Source organism: Paenibacillus sp. FSL R5-0810, assembly GCF_038002285.1.
Lineage (GTDB): Bacteria > Bacillota > Bacilli > Paenibacillales > Paenibacillaceae > Paenibacillus_AQ > Paenibacillus_AQ lactis.
Genome location: NZ_JBBOCF010000001.1, coordinates 1,758,047 through 1,779,996, shown reverse-complemented (window position 1 = coordinate 1,779,996; position 21,950 = coordinate 1,758,047). Strand labels below are relative to the sequence as shown.

Below are 21,950 nucleotides of genomic sequence, written 5' to 3'. Positions count from 1 at the left end.
AAGAATCCTTTTGGAATTCTTAAAGAGTTATTAAAGTTACAGTTGCAAACTGAAAGAAAGGGTTCAAAAACACCCCCGAATATAGTCTTCCATCTTCAGGGGTGTTGCCCTCTATCTACCTGTGTCTAGATATAGTATTTAATCGCTATCCGGCTTGTTCACCTGATTCTCTTCATAAATAATCGGATACGATTGGCTTCCGATCAACATTCTCCGACCTTGGAACTCATCATACAGATTGATGCGAACTCCCCCTCCGCTTACATTATTGCGGAAATTGTTATTCACTGTAATGGAGTATGATTTATTATTGCCGATGAACAAATCGGTGCCGAGCGTTAATGTCTTTTCCGTGGATTGTCCGTTCGGGTCAATAATCTCCATAATGAGTTTATGTTCATATTCACCTGTCTCGTAATCGCCATTCCTTATGAGATTATAATGAATAACGGTATTGAGCATGTCTTTTCCCTCACTAAGTCTAGCTTCTCCTCTCGTGATGGAGAGTTTATAAGGAAACAATTCCACATTCCCTAGATTCGTTGCTGGTTGGATAGCTCTAGGGTTAAGCGCTAATCCCACTGTATTGATCGATCCAATGACTTCCGTTGATTCTTCCTCAAGATCGGTCAGCTTTCGGCCTGCTACACCTTCGCCGACATACAATACAAGCTGTGAAGTATTCACATTCAGCGGAAGCTTGCTCCAAACGGTCACCAGATTTTTTCCTTTCGGGCTTGTTTTGACGGACGATTGATTGACCTCTGCCTCATAATACTCGTTGTCCGGTGTTTTGTAGTAAGCCACCAGCTGCGCCTGCATGGATTGACGTGTTTCCTGACTGGCCATCTCCAGTTCCGTGTATATCAAATTGGAGCTGCTGTCCTGGTACACGGTACTCATTCGTTCACGGACCTCCGCTTTCTTGCCCGGCGTATGGATCAGATAAGAATCACCTGCAGCAACCTGGTTCACCACATTGTTGACCGCTCGGGTATTTAGCGACAGAAATCTCGTGACGTCCTCTCCTGAACTTTCCTGAAGCTCAATGCGTAATTGATTGAAATTATAGGAATAGGGCACATTGGCAAGTACATATAGCTCTACGGTTTCATTAGGCGCCAGAGTCGTCTGATCATTCGGTATCACGATTTGAGCTGTACTGCTGATGTCACGCATATCAGCCTTAACTTGGGCTTTGAGTTCCGGCAGCTGTACGGTTAACGCTTTGGTGTTGCGAATGCTGATTCGAGCTGCAATCTGATCCCCATCTCCCCAAGGCAGCCGCTGGTATGAACTCAGCTTTACGCCGAATGTGCCATGATCGTTCTCGATGATATTCTCCGAGCCCAGATGGCTTCTGCCTTCCTGAGCATAGGGAATTTTATAGTGGGCTGTCGGGAAGCTGATCTTCCCCTCCACCGCAGGCTCCGTTAATTGCAGCTGCAACATATTCTGTTTCATGTGCAATGGTACATCTGCACGGAGATCAATCAGCTTTTCTTCTAACGGCTTCAGCGTAACATTGGCAAGTGCCTTCGCATTCACCGGGATGCTGTAGCCTTCATTCGTGTGGATGGAAAGCTCATAAGCCGGCAGCTTCAATGATTTTTCGCCAAGATTTTTAACTCGGAATTGTAGGCTCCATTTCCCGGTATCGTTCTCAGCATATACGGAAGCGCTTTTCAACTGCGTTTCAATCATAAGGTGATTAACGGATATTTTTTTGACGGCATAATCCGCCGCAGGCGCATCAGCCGTAACGGAAGGCAGCTTGAAGGTTTTTACTGGCAGCGTCATTTTTAAAGCTTCATCTTCCAGCATGAATTGCATCATCATATTGTCGGTTTTGAGTTTGGACGGAACCTCTGCCAGATAATAAATCGTTCGCTTCTGCCCTGGCTGAATCTTGAAGCTGGCTCCTGTTTCGTCCTCAGGCACAAGGTCGAACACCGAGCCGCCGGCCGACTTCAGTTGCACTTTAAATCCAGGATCACTTAGCACCTTCTTACCTCCGTTTGCATAATTGACCCCCACCCTCAAATACACTTTCCCATTATGCTTCATACGCTGCATTTTTTCTGCCTTGACCGTTACAGGCTGCTGTTTCATCATAAGCTTAGCGCTTTTGCCTTTAGCCACGGCAATATCCGAAGCTGCCGCAGGAAGTTTGAACGATTGCAACGGAAGTTGCATTTTCAAGGTTTCGTCTTCCTGAGCCAGCTGCAGCGTCATGCCACGGGTCTTCATCGTGGAAGGAATTCTGTCCAATAGTAGATGGTTCTGCTCTCCTGAGGCTGGAGCTTGTAGCCAGTGCTAGACGATTCAGGCAAGAGTTCAAATATCGAGCCGCCAGCCGATTTTAGATATGCTTTATATCCTGGATCGCTAAGCACCTTGGTTCCTCCATTCGAGAGCTTCATGCCCAACTTTATATATACTTTTCCGTTGATTGTATACCTCTGTACCGTATCTGCCTTGGCCGTAACTGAAATATTATTCATCTTCATCTTCTTGCTCTTGCCTACAGGGACTACAGATGAGTACTGAGCCGGAATCGTGAAACCTCCCAGCTTCTTCTCATAAGTGGCGCTGCTAAAATCCCATCCGAACATGGAAACCTTCATTCCGTTTACCTGTGCCGATCGTCCAATGTTCACATAGTACGTCACGGATTGACTGCTATTTGCAGGCAACGTTCTTTTACCAGCATCACTCGTAACAACTTTTCCTTTTATGATGGTGCCACTCGGAGTGGATAGCTTGGAAAAATAATCGATTAGATCTACTCTACTGCCACTATTATTACTGTAACGAAGTGTGTACGTGAGAATATTCCCGTCAGGATGAACAGAAATATTCATATCCGTCAGCTTCACACTGACGCTCTGCTTCAATGTGACCGAGCCGAGTTTATCCAGTGTGAACATAGATGCGCCTGAAGCTGATTTGGAAACAGACGAATCAGCTGCGGATGTCCCGTATGCGTCAAAGACAAACGATTGACTTAACATCGCAGCGCATAGCATCATTGCTATGCATGTCTTTTTTTGCCTGTGCATAAATGCACCTCCCTGTATTTGGCTTTCTCTCTTTCTGTGAAATAGGAAGCAGCGCACAAATGTGAGCTGCTTCCTGGATGATCTACCTATTCGTTTAAATAGGTGGTGACTCGGTTCTGGATCAGCTTCGCCACTTCCTCTGCAGTTTTCTGTCCGCTGAAGTACGCCATGGACTCTTCACCCGCAATAGATATCACTTTACTGTCCAGATCCACGTATTGATCCGCGGACTGAACCATTTGTTTAAACACATTGAATTGTTCGTCGGGTACTTCGGCCGGCTGCCCATTCGGAAGCTTATAATCGCCGCTTTCCACTTTTTCCTGAAGGTCATTTATCAGCTTTTCATTCACGGATTTAAGCATCGAGAACCCTTCTCTTTCCTGCAGTAATTGTGCTTCTTCTGACAATAGGAAGGTGATGAACTTCCAAGCTTCGTCTTGTGCTGGCGATTTGGCATGAATCGCGAACTGGGTTGAAGTAAAGACTCGCGCTCCTTTTTGCGCGGTTTCTCCCGCTCGGGGTAACAGCATGATCTTTGGATGATCGAACAGCATATAAGGGCCGTCGATGAAATCAAGCGGTGACCTAATCGGGGTTGAACTGAACAATTGTTGACCCGGCTGTGCCTCGTCAGCGGTTATAATCTTCTCATCATTCATTTCCATGGCCTGCTGAAGCAAATCCACAAATTCCGGAGAGTCGAACAATGCCTTTTTGGCGGAAGGTTCAACAAATGCAGCGTAGTTTTCATAGAGCATTTCTTGGAAGAGGTATTCCGGCGGATAGGACGCCAATGCATAAACCTCGGGGATACCGTTCTCCTTTGCCTTACGGATTACTTCCTTTGAAACCTTCTCGAACTTCTTCCAATCCCAGGTTTTATCATCGATTGCCACATTAGCGTTGTCCAACATGTCCCCATTACCAACCAATACTCTCAAGGAGTATCCCAAAGGGATGGTATACAGTCCGTCATTCAGTTTCAGACCGTCCAAAATATTCATTTGCAAATCGTCTTTATGGAGTGTCTGGTCTTGTTCCAGCAAATCATTCATATTGAGTAGGAAGCCTTTGCTCACATATTCTTTAACAGGCAAGCCGCCAACTTCAATGATATCCATCCCGTTTCCTGATAACATGGCTGTATTCGTTGCAGTACGATACTTCTCGAAATCCCCAGGTCCCCATTGTTCACCCATGCTTTTATATGCATGGATCTGCAGGTCGATATCCGGGTATTTCTCTTCGAACTTTTTTTCCAGCGTTTGATAGAACGGAGTCGACTCTGTCAGTGACAGGGTAAGCACCGTTTTTCCCTCTTTCGTTGCGGGCTTATCCGCGTTCCCGCCTTCTCCTGACCCGCAAGCGGTTAAACTCGCGATCAAAGCTCCCATAGAAATAAGTAAATGCCATTTTTTCATCGTATAATTTCCTCCTGATATGTTCTGTTTACAACGCCTATTCCAAGCGTACTCGGTTGCCATCCTGCAGAGGCTCGCTGCTTTTCAGAATGATCTTATCTTGTTCATAAATGCTATCCGTTTGGATCATCGTTTCTTTGTCATTTCGCTCGCTGAACTTGATGTTGACTTTTCGGGCAACAAAAACGTTACCGAGTGCACCTGGCTGCTCTTCGACTACAAAAACGTACATACCTTCCCGGTCCTGATGAACAGCTTCATTAGAAACAAGCAGCCCTTGATAGAGAGAGCTTTTCTCGATGTTAATTCGAGCCTGCTCACCTCCTTTCAGCTTGGTGTTTATGAGTTTAATGCGAATTCTCTTTTGAGGGACGGTTACCGTCTCCGTTCCTTCGGTTGCCCCCTCAATCATCGGTTCCGCATTGGTGATTTCTTCAATTACACCTTCCATGACATTGGCTTGCTGCTCTTTATCTGTGTGGACTTCTACCTCGATCCGCTCACCAACGGATATCCCAATACTGGACAAACGTTTTGCATCAGCGCCGACTTCAAACCTATAGCCTTGGCTGCTATTTGAGACAATGACATCCGGCTCGCCCGCAGATGCAAGACCTTCAACCGCATTCAGCTTCGTGACAATACCGTCAAAGGGAGCGGTAAGCATCTGGTCTTTTGCCAGTCGTTCTTTCATCTCGTTGATCTTACGTTCTTGCGCAGCGATATCGAGTTTCCCTTTTTCAACTTCACGTTTTGCGCTGCGCAGTTTAAGCTCATCCTCCCCAATGGAAGATTGAATAAACTGATCCTGAAGATTTTGCTGCTCAATCCTTTGCTTTTCCAGATTCGTTACTTCAAGTTCGATTTCTTGTCTTGCCGCTACGTTGTCATAAGCGATAAGCTTCTGTCCCTTCTTAACACGTTCACCTTCTTTTACGTAAATCTGCTGAGCCTTCCAGTCGTTTGAACTGGATAGTTTAGCTTCGGCGATCGGCTGAAGTATTCCGCTTCCCGCGATCGATAGCTCAATGCCTCCCTGTTTCGGCTGTTCCGTGGTCACCTTGGGCAAGGTCAACGACTGCAGCGTGTTACTGAACAATGTAAACAACAGCAGCACCCCCATAAAACCCATGAACACGATTTGAAGGATTCGCTTTCGTCTTTGGTCAGCTAACCCTTTTCCAAGCTCCATATCCTTTCTTCTCCTCCTAAAAAAACCGTCCTAATAAGCTAACCCTTAATACCTGACAATTGAATGCCCTCTATGAAATACGACTCCGCATACAGAAATAACATTACCATCGGGGCCATATAGATCATGGATGCAGCAAAGGCAATCCCCCGGTCGCTATCATTAATCCTGGATAAAAAGACGGACAGCGGCTGCTTGAACGGGTCGTCCAAAAAAATAAGCGGCTGTTCCACCATGTTCCAATAATCAACGAACAGCAAGATCACAAGTGCGGCCAATCCCGGCTTGATCATCGGAATAATCATCGTTATAAAAATCCGCAAATGTCCGGCACCGTCGATTTTGGCTGCTTCAATGTAGGCATAGGGAATGTCCAGCATGAACTGTCTGAGCATAAATACACCAAAAGCTGCGAAAATACCAGGAACAATGATGGCGCCCGTACTATTCAGCATGCCAAGCTTATCGACCATAATATAATTGGGTACCAGCGTGACTTGGAACGGCATGAGCATCGTCATGACATAGACCAAAAACATCGTATCCCGGCCGCGGAAAATCAGCTTTGAAAATGCATAAGCAGCCAGTGCCGCGACGAGTGTCTGACCTACAATAATCGGCATCACCATGAACACGGAGTTCCAGAACATCGTCAGATACTTCGGGTTGTCAATGAAAACCTTCCCATACTGTGCAAAAGACACCTTGTCCGGAATCAGTTTCAGGTTCGCAAAGGAGCCGTCTCTACCCGCAGTCGTTTCATTCATTTGTCCGATGAGGCCATAATTGATTTCAATTTCCAGTTCTGTCATCAATGAATTTGTGAATATAATCACAATTGGGGATATTAAGATCATAGCAATAACACCCATGACAAACGTTAAAGCACTTTTTTTCAATATGTAGGCTACTTGCACAGACTTCGCTCCACCTCCTATTCCATGTACTGCCGATGTCGGCGCTCAATCGCAAACAGCACTAGTACACTCAGTAAAATACAGAGAAACATCAGGGTTGCCGCCGCAGTCAGCTTTTGAATGTCGAGCGACACGAACATATTGTTCATGTAATGCTGCATCATATAAATGCTGTCATGGGGGTAATCACCTGCGATCAGATACGTTTCACGGAACACTTTGAATGAATTGATAATGGACATGATCACAACAAAAAACATCGTGGAAGTCAGATAGACCAGAGTAATACTTCGGAATTGCCGTAAACGACCAGCCCCCTCAATCCGGGCCGTTTCGTAGTAATCCTTCGGAATTTGCTGTAGTCCCGCTAGGAATAAAATGACGTTGTAACCGATGTTCTTCCATAGGTACACAATGATTACGACCCAACGTGCCGATTCCGTCTTCATCCAGTCCACCCTTTCATATCCGAAGCTGTTCAGCCATGCGTTCAGGGAGCCGTTCCAATCAAACAGCAGCTGCCAGATCATGATGACGGAGGCGACGGGCACAACAAGCGGCATAACATAAGCAGTACGTAGCCATTTTTGAATATATGTATTTTTATTCAGCAGCATCGCTAACCCGAGTGACAGCATGACCATAAGCGGAACACTGACCGCGCTGAAGTAAAACGTGTTGGATACCGCCTTGCGGAAGGAACCACTTTCAAGCAGTTCCAGGTAATTATCGAATCCCACAAATTCGCCGCCCAACGATTGGCTCATAAAGGAATAATACATACCCATGGCAAACGGGATAAGATAAAAGAGTGCAAATCCGATACCGCTTGGCACGAGAAAAAACATGGCCGCCGAAGCATCCTTACGGAGCCATTTTTTCATGATTGACTGATCCTTCCTTTCTCAGTAAAGTTTCGACCTCCATCCTGGCCTGTTGCGCTCCCCACTGCATTTAGAATAAATAAGATTGCTTAAGAAAAAAGTGTGGGAAATATTAAAAATACTTAAAATATTGAAGTGACTAGGCGATTTCGTTACAAACAAAAGTGGTACAACAAAAAGCACCTGAAAGTATCAGGTGCTTTTTTCGTGTATTTCAGAGATACGATTCTAGTAAGCCAATCCAGCTTCAAGCTTCACAATACGACCCGCTTTTCTGCGGCAATTCTGTACCGGACGCAGCAGCGACCGAATCCGAATAACAAGCTCCTGCGGATCGAAAGGCTTCACCAGATAATCATCACGTCTAACACGCGAAACTTCCATATTATACTAAAAGTGCACCCCCTAGGATTCATCGGATACCACTAGGGGCTTATCCCATGTCCGCTCTAAGGGGTGCACTTCAATTAACAGATGTTCGTTATCGTTCTACATCCATTTCATGTTCGGCAGCTGAAATCACCGACAAAAATAATCGATTTCAACGCCAACTGTATCTCAAACTCATATTCTGGACCGCCACTAAGTATAACACAGGAAGGAAAAACGGTGACCGAGGTATTCCCTATACATTCTCCTGCTTTAACGCATCAATAATGTTATCCTCTTTTAATTTCCTGCTTGAAAAAATAATCGCAGATACGACAATAACAAATACGGCGACGACAACAGAAAGCACACTCAGCCAGGGAACGGTGAATCCGTAGCTGAATCGGTTCGCAAATGACCGATAAATCAGAATCATCACGGCGAAACTGACGGGAAGCCCGAGCAGCAGCGACTTGACTCCATAAAAGATACTTTCATAGTTCATCATTTTCGCAAAGCCTTTTGGCGTCATGCCAACGGATTTCAACATCGCAATTTCTCGCTTACGAAGGGATAAGCCCGTCGAGATGGTATTAAAAATATTCGCAATCGAAATCGCGGAGATTAACACGATAAAACCGTACGAAAAGACGGACGTCAATAGAATCTGTTGTTCTTCGCTTTTTCTGGATTGATATACATTGTAGACATTCAGATTGGTCTCAAACATCTCTTCGATTTCCTGGTGTGTCCTCATTGGCTCCATACTTTTCAAATAGAGGTATGTCTGAACGTTAGCCAGCTCCTCAACGTCTGCCAATTGATCCATGATGCGTTCCGACACGATCATATTTAACCCACCCACGCCTGCCCCGCTCATTCCCATCGGCGCTTGATCCGTCAGCGCAGCAACGGTCACACGTCTTACCTTCGTTTCTTCCGCATTATCTTGATAGCTATTCGTTAGTTCGAAATTTTGACCGACATTCGTATATATGGCCTTCGTCTGGACGTATTTCCCCCTATCCAAATCCCGGTAATGAATCGTATCCATCACGATCGCGGCGGGATGATCCGGGTCCCTAAGCTGTTCGAAATTTGCACCGACGGCATTGGCATAGGCTTGCAGACTCGAATCGTCTAATGCATGGATCTTAATCTCGTAAGGGTATTTTCCGTCCTGCAGTAAACTCTTATCCTTCTTAGCCATCTCTTGCAATTCTTCGGAGATGTACGCTTCATCGACCCAAGCGCGCTTATAGAACTCTTGAATCAGGTTGTATTCCAATACACCATCTAAGGATACAATCGATTGCAGCAACCGATCGTCTATTCTTTTTCCATTGCTGTACGACACTTCCATATCATAATTGACGCCTTCCTGCGACAGTTCCAGGGATTGTTTCATGCCGGCGGTAAAAAACGATACCGTCAAAAACAAAACGATGCTGATGACAAGCGAAAATACAATGGCATGATATCTCCGTTTGTTTCTTTTTAAGTTTTTCAATCCGATTTCCGCTTCGATGCCGAAGAGCTTGCGAATGAACCTCGATGTTTTCACGGCTTTCGCCGTAAGCTTAACGTCGGACGTTTGGCGAATTGCGTCCATGGCGGAAACCTTGGATGCTTTGATCGCCGGAAGATACGTCGAGATGAAAATCGTCAGCATCGAAACAATACAGGCAATCAAGAGTGATAACGGCGTGACGATGACCGTCAGCTTTTCACTGCTCCATAATGCCCCTTCAATCATCGGGTTCATGAACCAAAAGGTGATTCCGATCCCAGCAAGACCGCATAGAATGCCAATCGGAATGCTGATCAAGCCAATGATGACACCTTCAAAAAGCACGGAATTACGCTTCTGCCTTTTCGTAGCCCCGACGCTCGCGAGCATCCCTAAATGACGGGAACGTTCCGAGTCGGATATCGCAAATGCATTATAGATGAGCGAAACCGAGCCGATCATAATAACCGCCATCAGGATAGCCGATAAAGAGTACATCATGCTGTACGATTCTTCGTTTTTGGACAAGCCGTAATAATGCAGCAAGTCGTTATTGTATTGGACCGATTCGATATCGTTTCTCTTTGCCACATTTTCCGCATGCGCAAACAAGGACGGTTTGATTTTCTGCAAGACCACCGCTGCATTCACGCGATCGGTTGCCCCGAACATATTTTCATCGACATAACTGATGATCGTATAACCCGGGGCCCCCGCCGTTTCCCATTCGGGGCGCTTGATGTAGCCGACCACCGTATAATCCTTTGTCTTGATATGCTGCAGCCTTTCAGTCAATGTGCCGTTTTCCCTACGCAGCGGTTCGGTCTGATCCAAGGGATGATCGCCCCCTTGTTCGAATCGTTCGCCGATCTGAAGGGTTAGACGATCGCCGATTTCGTACTTCACTTTGGCGTTCGTTGCAACGGACTCAGAAATAACCACTTCCTTGTCCGTATGGGGTAGACGGCCCTTGCTTAGTTCAACCTGAAATTGCGTGAAACCTTGCGCATCATATTCCTTGATGAACAAGTATGGTTTATTGGGATTTTGTCCCCCTTCTAATAGGGTATAGCCAAGATCCCTTGTAATCGCAACGGTTTTGGTTGCCTCATCGGCTTGTATCGCCGCAAGCTGTTCTTTGGTTACATCATGATATTGAACATGCCACTCCCCGCTATCCGCGATGGTTTGCCTGATCATTAAATCCGAGAAGGAGAACACAAGCGTAGCGACAGCGGTCACCATGGCAACCGAAATGATGACGCCGAGGATGGTGACAAGTGTTCGTCTCTTGTTTTGCTTCAAATTCCGGATGGCAAGTTTGTAGACAATATTCATTGACGGATCACCTCGTCTTTGGCAATCTTGCCGTCTACAATTGAAATGATCCTGTCGGCCTGTAAAGCGATTCGTTCGTCGTGAGTGATGATAATCAGCGTCTGATGATAGGTTTTATTCAACATGTTCAACAGATCGACGATTTCGCTGCTATTTTTGCTGTCCAAATTCCCCGTGGGCTCGTCTGCCAGCATGATGGCAGGGTTACTGATGATCGCTCTGCCGATCGAAACTCTCTGCTGCTGCCCGCCGGATAACTGATTCGGCAGGTGGTTTAAACGATGCTCCAAATTCAGCGTCTTTACGAGCGCATCGAACTGCTTCTTATCTTCCTGCTGGTTGTCCAGCAAGAGCGGCAGCGTCAGATTCTCTTTCACCGTTAAGGTGGGAATCAGATTGAAAAACTGGTAGATCAGTCCGATTTGTCGCCGCCGGAAGATGGCCAGACGCGTTTCGTCCAATGCATAGATGTCCGTATTTTCAACGAAAACCTTGCCGTTTGTCGGTCGATCGACGCCTCCCAGCAGATGTAGAAGGGTCGATTTTCCCGATCCGGACGGGCCGATAATCGCGACGAATTCGCCTTTTTGAACCGAAAATGAAATATCGTCAAGCGCCTTTACCGCCGATTCGCCAGTGCCGTATATTTTAGACAAATGCTCGATTTTTAAAATTTCCATTGCTATATCTCCTAAAAGTTTTGTGGGCGTTACTTCTTGAATCGACTGCGTACAAAACTCGCTTCGGAAGCATGGGCGCTCCTTCAAGCTCAATTCCAGCTATATACCATCTCTTGATATCCAACATCCCACAGGGTTACATTTCCCTCAATGGTGATCGCAAGCTCATTGGCCTGAGGAAGATAAATGGAGCTCATATCCGGCTCATGGCGTCCGGCTTCTACAGATATAGTTAGGAACTCATGTCCATCGGCGGTGACCCTAATGCTGCCCCGGGAATCCTTCTGATCGGGAATTCCATAATTCAAGAAGAGGTACACCTCCTTCTTATTGCCAAACGTATATGTGTACGTTTCCTTGTTTTTACCTTCAATGCTGTACACATTATAATGGGGTTCCACTTCTTGACCGCCAATCTCAAAACTGGCCGTTTGGGGTCCTGTTGAAGAATTCCCCGTACGATCCCTTAAATCGTTTATCGCCACAAAGGGACCCATCTCTTTGGTGAACGCTTGGTCAACCATTCCGAAGATCCCCCACACCCCGAGCATCAAAACAACGCTGAAAATACCAGCGGCAACAATATTTCTCCAGATGTTTTTCGCGCGAAAGCCAAGTTTGTACGCCCCGAATCCGATGGCTGCTCCCGTTGAGTTCTGTATGACGTCGTTCATGTCGAAGCTGCCGAGAAAAGTAAGCGCCTGAATCGTCTCCAGCACGAGAATGGACAGGATGAACAGAATCATGAAGCGAACAAAGCTAGTCCGATATAACAACGGAATCAATATGCCAAAAGGAATGAAAGCGGCGACGTTCCCGAAACCCACAAAGTCCATCAATGTCGGATGTAGAAAGTCGGATAGATCCGGCAGCCTAAAAAAATCGTCCGGTAAAAAAATAAAGGTGTACCCCTTGATTTGATCTGCCTTACCTACTCTGCCGAAAGCGAAAAACAAAAAATATAGAATAAACAGGGTATAAAATATCGTAATAGCAAAAATACTCTTGCGTTGTTGCTTCAAATCCATGGTCGTACCTCCATCGTTCATCTGTTGAATATCATTGTATCTGTCTAAAATGACTATTCAGTGACGATGAAGGTGACAATTCAGTCACATTTGGAATGCCGCTAAATCACGTGCTTATAAAATTTTATCCGAAACTGCGTACCCTTCTCGCTGTCGCTCGTCACATCGATCAGGCCGTTCTGGCTGGCAATGATGCTGTGAGCCATCGCAAGCCCTATGCCGATGCTCCCTTCGCCAGCATTCTTTCCTTTGTAGAAACGTTTAAAAATATAAGGCAAATCCTCTTTCGGTATGCCTTTTCCGTTGTCAGCAATGACGAGTTCCGTAAATAACGCGTTCTCGGAAAATGTGATGGCGATCGCACCGCCTTCAGGCGTATGCTCCACTCCGTTTTTCAAAATATTGATAACCGCTTCAGCAGTCCAATTGAAATCGCCGACAAAAGAGACGTCGTCATCCCCCGCAATGGAAATCGTCTGTCCCTTAATATCCATCGGAATCATTACCGGCTCTAATGCCTTTTGGATAAGGCTTTTCATGGGTATTCGGTCTTTTTTGAATGGGATGGTCTTCGCGTCCATTTTCGATAGCTTTAACAAAGAAGAAACAAGCCAGTCGATCCGTTCAAGCTGGATGCGAATATGGTGGGTGAACTCCGTTCTTTTGGCCGGAGGCAGGTCAGGGGCGCTTAGCAGGTCCGCCATGACGGTCATGGAGGTGAGCGGCGTTTTGAGCTGATGCGAAATATCGGAGATGGCATCCGTGAGTTGAAGTTTGTCCCGCTGCAACAACGACCGGTGCTCCGACAGCATGCGCGTCACTTTGTAAATATCATTCTTCAGGATGCTGAGCTCGCCTTCTTTATTATCCCGTACGTCAAGGGTATCATTGCCGCTGCTAATTTCCCGCAAATAGACGGACAGCTTTTCAATTTCGCGGTATCTCCATCTCGTATACAATAAGCTGCTGCCAGTGAGCAAAATCGATAGAAAGAAAACGAGTGCCGTGGCGGCAGGAGAAATCATAAGAGCGCCAATAATCGCCGCTAAGCTGATTAAACCCATGACGAACAATAACATCTTTATTTCTCGATTGCGCAGCATCTAATCACCAACCTTATATCCCAGGCCGCGTACGGTTTTGATCAATGTCGGATGTCCGGGATCATCCTCCAGCTTTTCCCTCAGCCTTTTGATATAAACGGTTAACGTATTGTCGTTCACGAAATCGCCGGCCACATCCCAAATCTGCTCTAAAAGCTGATTTCTTGAGAGCACTTGTCCAATATGGTTGCCAAAGATCAAGAGCAATCGATACTCCAAAGCGGTCAGCGAAATCTCGGTACTGTTTTTAAAGACTTTTCCTTCCAGTGTGTTGATGCGGATATTATCGATGTCTATGATGTTTTTGGTTTGGGACGGCTTTTGATATCTCCGCAAGACAGACTTGATCCGCGACAGAAGTTCGCGAACTCGAAAAGGTTTGGTAATATAATCATCGGCTCCCATATCAAGCCCCATTACGACATTGACCTCATCATCGATCACCGTTAAGAAGATGACCGGAATGTCCCGCCGCTCCTTCACCATCTTGCACAATTCATAGCCGCTTCCGTCCGGAAGCTGCAAATCGAACAGGCATAAAGCGAACTGATCGATATCTTCGGCGAGCACCTGTTTTGCGGATGCGACATCATGGCAGATAACGGTTGAATAGCGCTCTTGCTGCAGCGAATATTCCAGACCGGACGCAATTGTTTTATCATCTTCCACTAACAAGAATTTCATATCCAAAACGATCATCCTAACGTTTGATTGAATTTATGACCCCATCTTCATTCTGATAGTTTACCAACGCACTAGGAAAAATAAAAGCCGTTCCCATAAGAAAACGGCAGTCCACTTCGGAAGCAAATTGAGAAGGGTATAGTTGAGATCCTGATCTAATCGGGAATCGGCTCAGTTCTTGTCCCCCCGACATTTGTTTTTGTTTTTCGATTCATCTTTCTATCGTCACGAGTTGAAAAAAATCCTAACAAACAATGCAAAAACACCTCCAAGTTGTCTCCATGCCTTACGACATGATTGCATGCTCTTGAAGGTGTTTTTATTTTGTCTCACGTTATGGGGCAGCCCCTCTATACAGTGAAATTGAGATCCTTTTTTATGTTTTAGATGCTATGTTCCCATGTCATGCGAACGATTTGGATACAGCCCCATTTTCCAGCGATATGCCTGTTTCATGGCTTTTGGCAGCTTTGTGATTATTCGCTCATTTTTTAGTATCCTCTAACCCCGCTAAACATTATAATTTTGCTAGGTATTTTGCGGTACGTATTAACTGGCTGGTAAAGGAGTTCTCGTTATCATACCACGCAGCAATTTTCACCAATGTATCTGTTCCGAGCTCTGTTACCTTTGTCTGTGTTGCGTCAAACAAACTGCCGTAAGTCATGCCGATAATATCAGACGAGACAAGCTGTTCTTCTGTATAGCCATATACATTCGACTGGGACTGTTCCATCTTCGTGTTGACCTGCTCTGCTGTGACGGAGCCGGCTACTACTGCGGTTAATTCTGTCAGTGAGCCCGCCATGACCGGCACCCTTTGCGATGTTCCATCCAGCTTGCCATCCAAGGACGGGATCACTAGCCCGATTGCCTTTGCTGCTCCGGTTGAGGTCGGAATGATGTTGCCCGCTGCAGAACGCGCCCGCCGCAGGTCGATCTTGGGATGGGGTCCATCCAAGGTATTCTGGTCGTTTGTGTAAGCGTGTATGGTGGTCATAAAGCCCTTTTTGAGTGGTGCAAGCTCGTTCAAGAAATACGCCATTGGCGCAAGGCAGTTCGTCGTACAGGAAGCAGCCGAAACAATGGTATCGTTCTTAGACAACGTATGTTCATTGATACCGAAGACAATCGTGGGAACATCGTTCCCGGCGGTGGTGGAGATCAGCACCTTTTTGGCGCCTGCTTCAATATGTGCTGCTGACGCTTTTTTTGATGCGAAGTAGCCAGTGCATTCCAGAACAACGTCAATTTTCAGTTCCTGCCAGGGCAGCTTTCCGGGGTCTTTTTCGGTATAAATCGGAATATCCACACCGTTCACGTTCAAGCTGTTCTCACTATAACCAATCTTGGCATCATAACGCCCTTGCGTGTGTCATGCTTCAGCAAGTGCGCAAGCATCTGCGGACTTGTAAGATCATTGATGGCTGCAACTCTATATCCATCCGTATCAAAAAGCTGCCGAAATGCAAGTCTGCCAATTCTGCCAAAACCGTTAATTGCGATGTTGATTGCCATCATCATAACCACCTTTCTGTCAGATACCCAAATTATATCCCTTGAAATTTTGTGATACACTGTCATAAGTGAAGCATTTAACTATACTATCTGTCAGGTGAGAACCATGCCACAAATTGACCGCCATAAAAACAGAACGGTAAATATCGAATTTGTAGCTGCCGAGGATTTTGCACATATCCCCTACCCGGAGCGGTTTACTCTCGTTTTTGTCACAAATGGAAGCATAAAAGGGATATTGAACGAACGCCCGGTCACCATTTCAGCACCCGCTATTCTTTGTTTGTCTGAAGAGGATACGATACAAGGATTAGAAAAGCACAACGCTTCTGCATCATCATTTTGTTTTCATCTGGATTTTCTTAACTCAACTCCTCATGCTGAAACAGCAGATTACTTTCCGACCGATTTGAAAATACAAACAGGTCTTTCGCTGTTTCGTAAGTCTCCTGAACGAACGGGCATACCTCGCATAACCGAGAAGGCATATCCACAATTATTGGAGTGGTTTTTTGTGCTTGGCACGGAAGTGTATGCGCAAAGCGATGCACTCTGGGCATGTAGAATAAAAAAATATTTTATTCAAATCATGGGAGTGCTTGAACATTTAAACCGTCACAGTGAACAATCACCTGTGGATTTGGTTCTGGAATATATACACACCAATTATTCGAAAAAAATCACCCTGGAAGATTTAACAAAGTGCGCGTACTTGAATCGCGTTTCTCTCAATAAGATGTTTCAGGAAAGATGCGGGTCCACAGCGATGGGCTACTTAATGTCGCACCGCTTGAAGGTTGCGGGGAATCTTCTGACTCATACCGACATGAGCTTAAATGAAATTGCACGAGCTACCGGATTTGAGTATGACACTTACTTCATTAAACAATTTACGGCTAAAAAAGGCATGTCACCAACAGCATATCGGGAAATTTCCCGCAAGTTCTCTGCTGCCCAATGATGAAGGAAGATTCTCCTCTTCATAATCTAATGTTACTTCAACGAACAACGGCAGCCGGTCACGTGGCCAGCTGCCGTAATGAATTGTTGCGCTATAGTTCTTCGTTAGTGCAATAACAAGTTGCTATGACTCATTCAAGATGGAGACATCAGACAAAGCTTCAGTTTCTAGCCGAAAGGGAGCCAGTATGTCCTAAAACTATCGTTTTCCGTCATGAAAAATGAACCCTACGAGTCTACTACCGTAGACATAAAAATATCAACGGGATCCTCACGATCCACTGCAAACCCGAAGCGTTCATATAGACGAATAGCCGCGCTCCCTTGAAGAACATTCAAAGTAACCCGTTTTCCTGCGACATGATCTTGTTTCAGGAAATAAGTTAATACTTGGCTGCCGATTCCTTTGCCTTGGAAATCAGGATGGATGTAAAAATGCTCTAATAAATACCCGTCAGTTAGCGTTTTGAAAGCAATGCATCCAATAAACCTAGGCCCTGCTTTTATGATCCATGTATGATTTGGATCAAATGAATCCCTTAAACGTTGGCGAACCTCTCTTCATTAAATCTTCCTAACCTTGTTAAATCATCATGTAGTACTATTGCCCGTAAATTTGCAATTGTCTCAACATCAGAGCAATCGGACCGGTGAAGAGTAATCTGATCCACCAAGCTGACCCCCCTCCCTTTATTCAATGAATTCTTGGGCTATCCTGCCTATCCCTGCGTTTAGCTCGTAACCATTATTTATAGCATTTTGGGTACAGAAACCATACCATCAAAACACTTGCCGTTACTTGTGGTACGGTCACCCGCTGTCTGTAACGGCAGGCTTTAGAGCTACCCTCAGGGAGAGGACTTAACATTATTGAACTAGCTTGAAATAGATAAGCTACCACCTGTGAATAGCGTATATAAATGAAATAAGTGCCCCGGTTTCGCATAACATCCTATCTATGCTCTTCGTAAATAGCCACATATGTAGAGAATTCGAGAGAAATTATTGAACTACCCTGCTCGTTAGCTAAATAATTTCCTTTCTTTCCGCTTTGTATCTTAGAGTCACGTATTACTTCTAAAATTTGACGGTCTTCATCAATTCCATGACCCATTTGAATTTATAAATGCGATCAGCTCCGTATCTTTATGACTATGACAGAAGTTGTCACTATCCTAATCTATACTAAGTTTTAGATTCTCGTTAACTTTCGTTAAGTAATGAAGTGAACAGGAAACATGAATCACTTGAAGTGCCAGCCCACCTATTTTCTTATCACTTAAATAAAGTACTAGGAGGTGATATGTGAGTGTTAGAACATGTATTAGCACTTAAGCCCAGTTAATGTTATATTTATAAGGATTCATTACCGAATTATTCCAAAATAGTCTGGAGGCCATTGGCATGGAACTAACTCACACTCGCTTGCTTGTAGATTGCTTTAAGGAATGTTTTATTTTTTACCGAGATGTAATGGGGTTGGAACCCATTTGGGGAACAGAGGAAGGAAGATATGCTGATTTCAATGCAGGTAACACTACTCTGGCCCTTTTTGACCGAAAATCCATGGCCGAAGCGATCAACGAATCTTACTCTGTAGACGATCACTTTAATGATAGGACAGTCATCGTCTTTCAAGTGAATGACGTAGACAAGTCATTTCTCGAATTGAAGGGAAAGGTAAACTTTATATCTGAGCCGGTTTCAAGGCAATATGGGATTAGAAGCTTAAATTTCAGAGATCCAGCAGGAAACTTGATCGAGTTGTATCATGAAATTCCTATGGAGTAGGGGGTGTATTGAATGAGTACTATAAGTTATGAAGAATTTGTCCAATTAGTAGAAAAAAATAAGATTATTCCGTTCGCAGCGTTTATCCCAGATTATCCATCGTTGACAGCTGCGGCGGATCATAACGACTGGCATTCAGGATCCGGTACGGATCCATGGTTGTGGCGTATTCGGATTGTCCAAGACGGTGTTGCTGCATATGGAAAGTTTTTTGGTGATAAGGCCTGCTTCATTCAAACCGATTATTTTCCCATAGTCAGGTCCCTCCTATCATCCGGCAAAACCATTGAAGTACGTTATAATGACGGTCTGATATCAAGAACTGCGTATCATATCTATAAAGTCTTGTGCGAGCATGGAAATATCGATTCGCGAAACTTGCGGAAATTGACCGGTTTGGATAAAAAAGAGAACAAAAAAGAATATGAAACGTCACTGGTTGAACTACAGAATTATGGTGATGTCGTTATCACTGGAGCAGCAAAACAAAATGAAGATAATTCAGGCTGGAACAGTATGTGCTACCAACCTTCGGAATTATGGTTGAGCTCGATTCAGGCAAGAAGTGAAGATGTACTCGTCGATGATGCGAGGATTCGGTTGAAATCGGAATTATCCGAATTTTGCTCTGAGAAATCTTTTAGATTCTTTGCAAAGAAACTAGCTCTCTGACTCCGCCTCTATGACGCATCATCAACCGATCATTTTTTGCTAATCCATAATCATGTTGATGACTTGTTTTGCAAACGCAGCATAGGGATCGATCAGATCAGGGCTTCGATCAATAGCCCACCTTAGGTTATCGAAAGCCCTTAATAGTAGCAAATGCCTCGTTTCAGGTAGGTCTTTTTCACTTATTCCGTACCCGTCCATAAACGCTTTAAATTCCTCAACATTTGCACTTTCTTCTAGTCTTAAGATTTGATAATGTATCATTTGAGCAACAGTTGCATGCGGTACCACGCTTACTTCTGGATTCCAGTCCAGTAATATAACTTGCTTTGCCTGATTGACAATTGTATTCTTCAAAGACATGTCTCCATGGTTTAAGCCGAAGTGAAACGATGTATTCTTCAAATTTTCAAACAGTTTTTTTACTCTCTGCGATTCCATCGGAGTAATTACTCCAAGCTCAATCAAACGATCATGCTCATTCAAACAATTGATATTATATTGCACATACCCTTGCCAACTGCCGTCTGATCCGGCATGAGTAGGTGACTGAAACTCACCGTGGACTGGATCAAACAGATCCCCTCCATATCCTCTCACTTGAATAGAATGAATACGCTTGGAATATTCGCCTAGTTTTCTCCAAATATCAGACTTGGGAACAGTACTGTCTACCCCGTTGTCTCCCTCAATAAAGGCTTGAATCATAAATGCGGTTTCATCAACTATACCAATGGACAACACCTTAGGTCCTGGAACGCCAACTGCGGCTGCCTGCTCGATGCACCACTTTTCTTTGATAAAGCTCTGAAATGTATCTTTATTGTTCATCCGGACAACAACTTTATGACTCTCCGTTTCGACTACGAAAATTTGATTTATGATGCCTTTACCTATAATTTGATATGAACTTTTTACTTGTTCCTGAAGAAAATCGCATGCTATTCGCTCTGCTTGTATAACTGCAGATTTTTCCATTGTGTCCTTTATCCCTCCAAGCGTCGTGCTTCTAATAGTTTATCACACACTATTTTGGATAGTACGTTTATAATGAAACTCTACTTCCCGTAACTTTAATAAAATGAGCAGGCAACTGTAGCCTGCTCATTTTTAAGCCTTATTCAACTTACGTTTCTGTTAGCTTAATTGCTAATATATCGACGCATAGAAGGATAATGACAGTGCCCCAATTCATTGTCAGCTGCCTTCTTTTCTTTATTTAATTATCGTTTCCCGTTAGTTTCCCGGTATCATCTATAAGGTGTAAACAGGTTGGCATGTCTAAAATTAATCAAAGCATCATATGCTTCATCTAAATTCATTTCAAATTGATAATCGTCCGAGTTGCGAGAATTAGGATCATTCAAATCAACACCATTAAGGCTTCCGATATGAGGCATCTTCAACATCTCTTTCGTGAGTATTCGCTTTAATTGCTTATCTTGCATTGCACGATCAAAGTCCAAGAAATAAGCATCCTCTGGCAACTTCATGAATGAATTCAGTAATATGTTGTCGATACGAACGGTTAATGAAGGCGGATTCTTATCCGATCGTATCATTGAGTCTGCTGCTAATACCCCCTCATTAAAGGATGTTCCAATTGTATAATATGCATCACCATAACTTTTCTTTAATTGTTCTCCGATATATGTAATTTCTAGCATTTCGTTATCTATACTAATCCCTTTATCTTCTGCAATTTTAACAAAATAGTCTCCTGACGCTTTAATCTTTTTAGCGATATGTCCATTATGCCCTGCGATTAGTATCGGCCCGTTTGCTTGATTTATAATCCAATCCACTTTTTCCTTCATGGCTGTATCGCGATTCTGCGAATGTGAAATAAAGTGTAAGAAACCATAACCTTTACTATAATCTCGTATTAAAGAATCATTTATCGACGAATAGTAGGCATATATAGACAGCATATTCTGCATCGCGATCTCGTACAATTGCTTGCTGGACTTGGATATAAGATGATCAGCTTTCATATTCATTTTGTGTATCAATTGTTCAATAAGACGAACATCCTTCTGTAACAGTGGACTCCATGTATCCGTTTATACATACTTGCAGTTAATGCTCTATCTCTATCAGAATCTAATTCATCACCGACTAAGAGATAAAATAATCCCATAAGGTCATCAACACTTACATTAATGCTGCTGAACTCTCTGTAAAGATCACAATCCACATCTTTTAAATACTTGTCAAGTATGGGTTGTATTAGGTTTGGTCGCTGAACATCCATGCCCCAATATTGCAACTGTTCTTCACTAGATGCGGATCGATTATATTCGCGCATCCAATTGAATAACGCAGCCATCTCTTGTGTGTGGTACATCGGAATCCAGTCTTCCCACACATCTTTCAACTCTATGTCCTCGCCAGAAAGATATCGATTCATTAATTCAAAACCCGCAAATTCCTCCTCCAATACCAATGTGCGAACTCCATACTTTTCGACAAGCACCTTAAATACATCAAGCCGCACAGACTGAAATTCAGCATTGTTATGGGTCGCTTCGCCTAAACCAATAATCTGGACACCATCGGGTATCGTCAATTGCTTAACGGGTACAGCATATTTTTCTAGTTTATTCGTTAGATCATTTGGTTGACTAGAACAAGCAGTAAGTAATATCAATATAACGGTTATCCATGCTAAATATAATCGCCGCCTCATTGTTGCAACTCTCCTCTCTATAGGGGATTTATCTTCCTAACATCAAATCCCATATTAGGTATTCTATAATTTTATTGAGTAATCCTGCCTTTCAGCTTAATGATCTAGAGAAGTGAAATGTAGTTTATG

At 44.2% G+C, this 21,950-nt stretch carries 18 protein-coding genes and 1 pseudogene; 3 read left to right on the top strand and 16 right to left on the bottom strand.

What is annotated here, in order from left to right; all coding sequences use genetic code 11:
- Positions 1-138: 138 nt before the first annotated feature.
- From MKX76_RS08055 to gap, 12 genes and pseudogenes are all read right to left on the bottom strand, one after another.
- Complete coding sequence (locus MKX76_RS08055; protein WP_341033418.1) at positions 139-2,271, bottom strand: hypothetical protein; 2,133 nt, start codon at positions 2,269-2,271, stop codon at positions 139-141.
- The gene (locus MKX76_RS08050) at positions 2,247-3,062 is read right to left on the bottom strand and encodes a hypothetical protein (protein ID WP_341033416.1); all 816 of its coding nucleotides are present in this window, start codon (positions 3,060-3,062) and stop codon (positions 2,247-2,249) included. The genes MKX76_RS08055 and MKX76_RS08050 overlap by 25 nt, the downstream gene beginning before the upstream one ends.
- 86 nt (positions 3,063-3,148) lie before the next feature.
- Complete coding sequence (locus tag MKX76_RS08045; protein ID WP_007131453.1) at positions 3,149-4,486, bottom strand: ABC transporter substrate-binding protein; 1,338 nt, start codon at positions 4,484-4,486, stop codon at positions 3,149-3,151.
- Between the two features lie 37 nt (positions 4,487-4,523).
- Positions 4,524-5,678, bottom strand: a complete 1,155-nt coding sequence (locus tag MKX76_RS08040) for an efflux RND transporter periplasmic adaptor subunit (protein ID WP_340900525.1) — start codon at positions 5,676-5,678, stop codon at positions 4,524-4,526.
- Positions 5,679-5,716: 38 nt separating this feature from the next.
- Positions 5,717-6,535 (bottom strand): carbohydrate ABC transporter permease, encoded by an 819-nt coding sequence (locus MKX76_RS08035; protein ID WP_341033413.1) that lies wholly within the window; start codon positions 6,533-6,535, stop codon positions 5,717-5,719.
- Between the two features lie 77 nt (positions 6,536-6,612).
- Positions 6,613-7,479: a carbohydrate ABC transporter permease gene (locus tag MKX76_RS08030; RefSeq protein ID WP_341033411.1), complete on the bottom strand. Its 867-nt coding sequence runs from the start codon at positions 7,477-7,479 to the stop codon at positions 6,613-6,615.
- A 625-nt stretch (positions 7,480-8,104) separates the two neighbouring features.
- Entirely contained in the window at positions 8,105-10,696 is a 2,592-nt protein-coding gene (locus tag MKX76_RS08025) for an FtsX-like permease family protein (RefSeq protein ID WP_341033409.1), read from the bottom strand.
- Positions 10,693-11,376, bottom strand: coding sequence for an ABC transporter ATP-binding protein (locus MKX76_RS08020; RefSeq protein ID WP_007131458.1), 684 nt, complete (start codon positions 11,374-11,376; stop codon positions 10,693-10,695). The genes MKX76_RS08025 and MKX76_RS08020 overlap by 4 nt, the downstream gene beginning before the upstream one ends.
- Positions 11,377-11,465: 89 nt before the next feature.
- Positions 11,466-12,404 carry a VanZ family protein gene (locus MKX76_RS08015; protein ID WP_341033407.1) on the bottom strand — a complete coding sequence of 313 codons (939 nt, stop codon included), beginning with the start codon at positions 12,402-12,404 and terminating at the stop codon, positions 11,466-11,468.
- Positions 12,405-12,505: 101 nt separating this feature from the next.
- Positions 12,506-13,507 (bottom strand): sensor histidine kinase, encoded by a 1,002-nt coding sequence (locus MKX76_RS08010; RefSeq protein WP_341033406.1) that lies wholly within the window; start codon positions 13,505-13,507, stop codon positions 12,506-12,508.
- Positions 13,508-14,191, bottom strand: coding sequence for a response regulator transcription factor (locus MKX76_RS08005; protein ID WP_007131461.1), 684 nt, complete (start codon positions 14,189-14,191; stop codon positions 13,508-13,510). It abuts the gene before it with no gap.
- Positions 14,192-14,708: 517 nt separating this feature from the next.
- Positions 14,709-15,709 (bottom strand): annotated as a pseudogene (gene gap, locus MKX76_RS08000) (type I glyceraldehyde-3-phosphate dehydrogenase).
- A 106-nt stretch (positions 15,710-15,815) separates the two neighbouring features.
- On the opposite strand from gap, the gene MKX76_RS07995 reads away from it, so the two are divergent.
- A complete protein-coding gene (locus MKX76_RS07995; protein WP_007131464.1) occupies positions 15,816-16,670 on the top strand; it encodes a helix-turn-helix domain-containing protein in 855 nt (284 codons plus the stop codon).
- A gap of 227 nt (positions 16,671-16,897) precedes the next feature.
- Here MKX76_RS07995 and MKX76_RS07990 read toward each other — a convergent pair whose 3' ends face one another.
- Positions 16,898-17,146 carry a GNAT family N-acetyltransferase gene (locus tag MKX76_RS07990; protein ID WP_431786078.1) on the bottom strand — a complete coding sequence of 83 codons (249 nt, stop codon included), beginning with the start codon at positions 17,144-17,146 and terminating at the stop codon, positions 16,898-16,900.
- Between the two features lie 927 nt (positions 17,147-18,073).
- Between MKX76_RS07990 and MKX76_RS07985 the strand changes: the two genes are divergently transcribed.
- Complete coding sequence (locus tag MKX76_RS07985) at positions 18,074-18,460, top strand: VOC family protein (protein ID WP_007131465.1); 387 nt, start codon at positions 18,074-18,076, stop codon at positions 18,458-18,460.
- 12 nt (positions 18,461-18,472) lie between these two features.
- Positions 18,473-19,132, top strand: a complete 660-nt coding sequence (locus tag MKX76_RS07980; protein ID WP_007131466.1) for an AlkZ-related protein — start codon at positions 18,473-18,475, stop codon at positions 19,130-19,132.
- Positions 19,133-19,171: 39 nt separating this feature from the next.
- On the opposite strand, the gene MKX76_RS07975 is transcribed toward MKX76_RS07980, so the two are convergent.
- The 3 genes from MKX76_RS07975 to MKX76_RS07965 all read right to left on the bottom strand — a co-directional run bounded on the left by MKX76_RS07975 (position 19,172) and on the right by MKX76_RS07965 (position 21,821).
- Complete coding sequence (locus tag MKX76_RS07975) at positions 19,172-20,110, bottom strand: phosphotransferase (protein ID WP_007131467.1); 939 nt, start codon at positions 20,108-20,110, stop codon at positions 19,172-19,174.
- Positions 20,111-20,382: 272 nt separating this feature from the next.
- Positions 20,383-21,072, bottom strand: a complete 690-nt coding sequence (locus MKX76_RS07970; RefSeq protein WP_341033404.1) for an erythromycin esterase family protein — start codon at positions 21,070-21,072, stop codon at positions 20,383-20,385.
- A gap of 68 nt (positions 21,073-21,140) precedes the next feature.
- Positions 21,141-21,821: an erythromycin esterase family protein gene (locus MKX76_RS07965; protein WP_341033403.1), complete on the bottom strand. Its 681-nt coding sequence runs from the start codon at positions 21,819-21,821 to the stop codon at positions 21,141-21,143.
- Positions 21,822-21,950 lie beyond the last annotated feature (129 nt).

What these genes read in the sequence shown, in the direction of transcription:
- MKX76_RS08050 (WP_341033416.1), bottom strand. Translation starts at nt 3,062, where the DNA reads ATGCACAGGCAAAAAAAGACATGCATAGCAATGATGCTATGCGCTGCG.
- MKX76_RS08045 (WP_007131453.1), bottom strand. Translation starts at nt 4,486, where the DNA reads ATGAAAAAATGGCATTTACTTATTTCTATGGGAGCTTTGATCGCGAGT.
- MKX76_RS08040 (WP_340900525.1), bottom strand. Translation starts at nt 5,678, where the DNA reads ATGGAGCTTGGAAAAGGGTTAGCTGACCAAAGACGAAAGCGAATCCTT.
- MKX76_RS08035 (WP_341033413.1), bottom strand. Translation starts at nt 6,535, where the DNA reads ATGATCTTAATATCCCCAATTGTGATTATATTCACAAATTCATTGATG.
- MKX76_RS08030 (WP_341033411.1), bottom strand. Translation starts at nt 7,479, where the DNA reads ATGAAAAAATGGCTCCGTAAGGATGCTTCGGCGGCCATGTTTTTTCTC.
- MKX76_RS08025 (WP_341033409.1), bottom strand. Translation starts at nt 10,696, where the DNA reads ATGAATATTGTCTACAAACTTGCCATCCGGAATTTGAAGCAAAACAAG.
- MKX76_RS08020 (WP_007131458.1), bottom strand. Translation starts at nt 11,376, where the DNA reads ATGGAAATTTTAAAAATCGAGCATTTGTCTAAAATATACGGCACTGGC.
- MKX76_RS08015 (WP_341033407.1), bottom strand. Translation starts at nt 12,404, where the DNA reads ATGGATTTGAAGCAACAACGCAAGAGTATTTTTGCTATTACGATATTT.
- MKX76_RS08010 (WP_341033406.1), bottom strand. Translation starts at nt 13,507, where the DNA reads ATGCTGCGCAATCGAGAAATAAAGATGTTATTGTTCGTCATGGGTTTA.
- MKX76_RS08005 (WP_007131461.1), bottom strand. Translation starts at nt 14,191, where the DNA reads ATGAAATTCTTGTTAGTGGAAGATGATAAAACAATTGCGTCCGGTCTG.
- MKX76_RS07995 (WP_007131464.1), top strand. Translation starts at nt 15,816, where the DNA reads ATGCCACAAATTGACCGCCATAAAAACAGAACGGTAAATATCGAATTT.
- MKX76_RS07985 (WP_007131465.1), top strand. Translation starts at nt 18,074, where the DNA reads ATGGAACTAACTCACACTCGCTTGCTTGTAGATTGCTTTAAGGAATGT.
- MKX76_RS07980 (WP_007131466.1), top strand. Translation starts at nt 18,473, where the DNA reads ATGAGTACTATAAGTTATGAAGAATTTGTCCAATTAGTAGAAAAAAAT.
- MKX76_RS07975 (WP_007131467.1), bottom strand. Translation starts at nt 20,110, where the DNA reads ATGGAAAAATCTGCAGTTATACAAGCAGAGCGAATAGCATGCGATTTT.
- MKX76_RS07970 (WP_341033404.1), bottom strand. Translation starts at nt 21,072, where the DNA reads ATGCAGAATATGCTGTCTATATATGCCTACTATTCGTCGATAAATGAT.
- MKX76_RS07965 (WP_341033403.1), bottom strand. Translation starts at nt 21,821, where the DNA reads ATGAGGCGGCGATTATATTTAGCATGGATAACCGTTATATTGATATTA.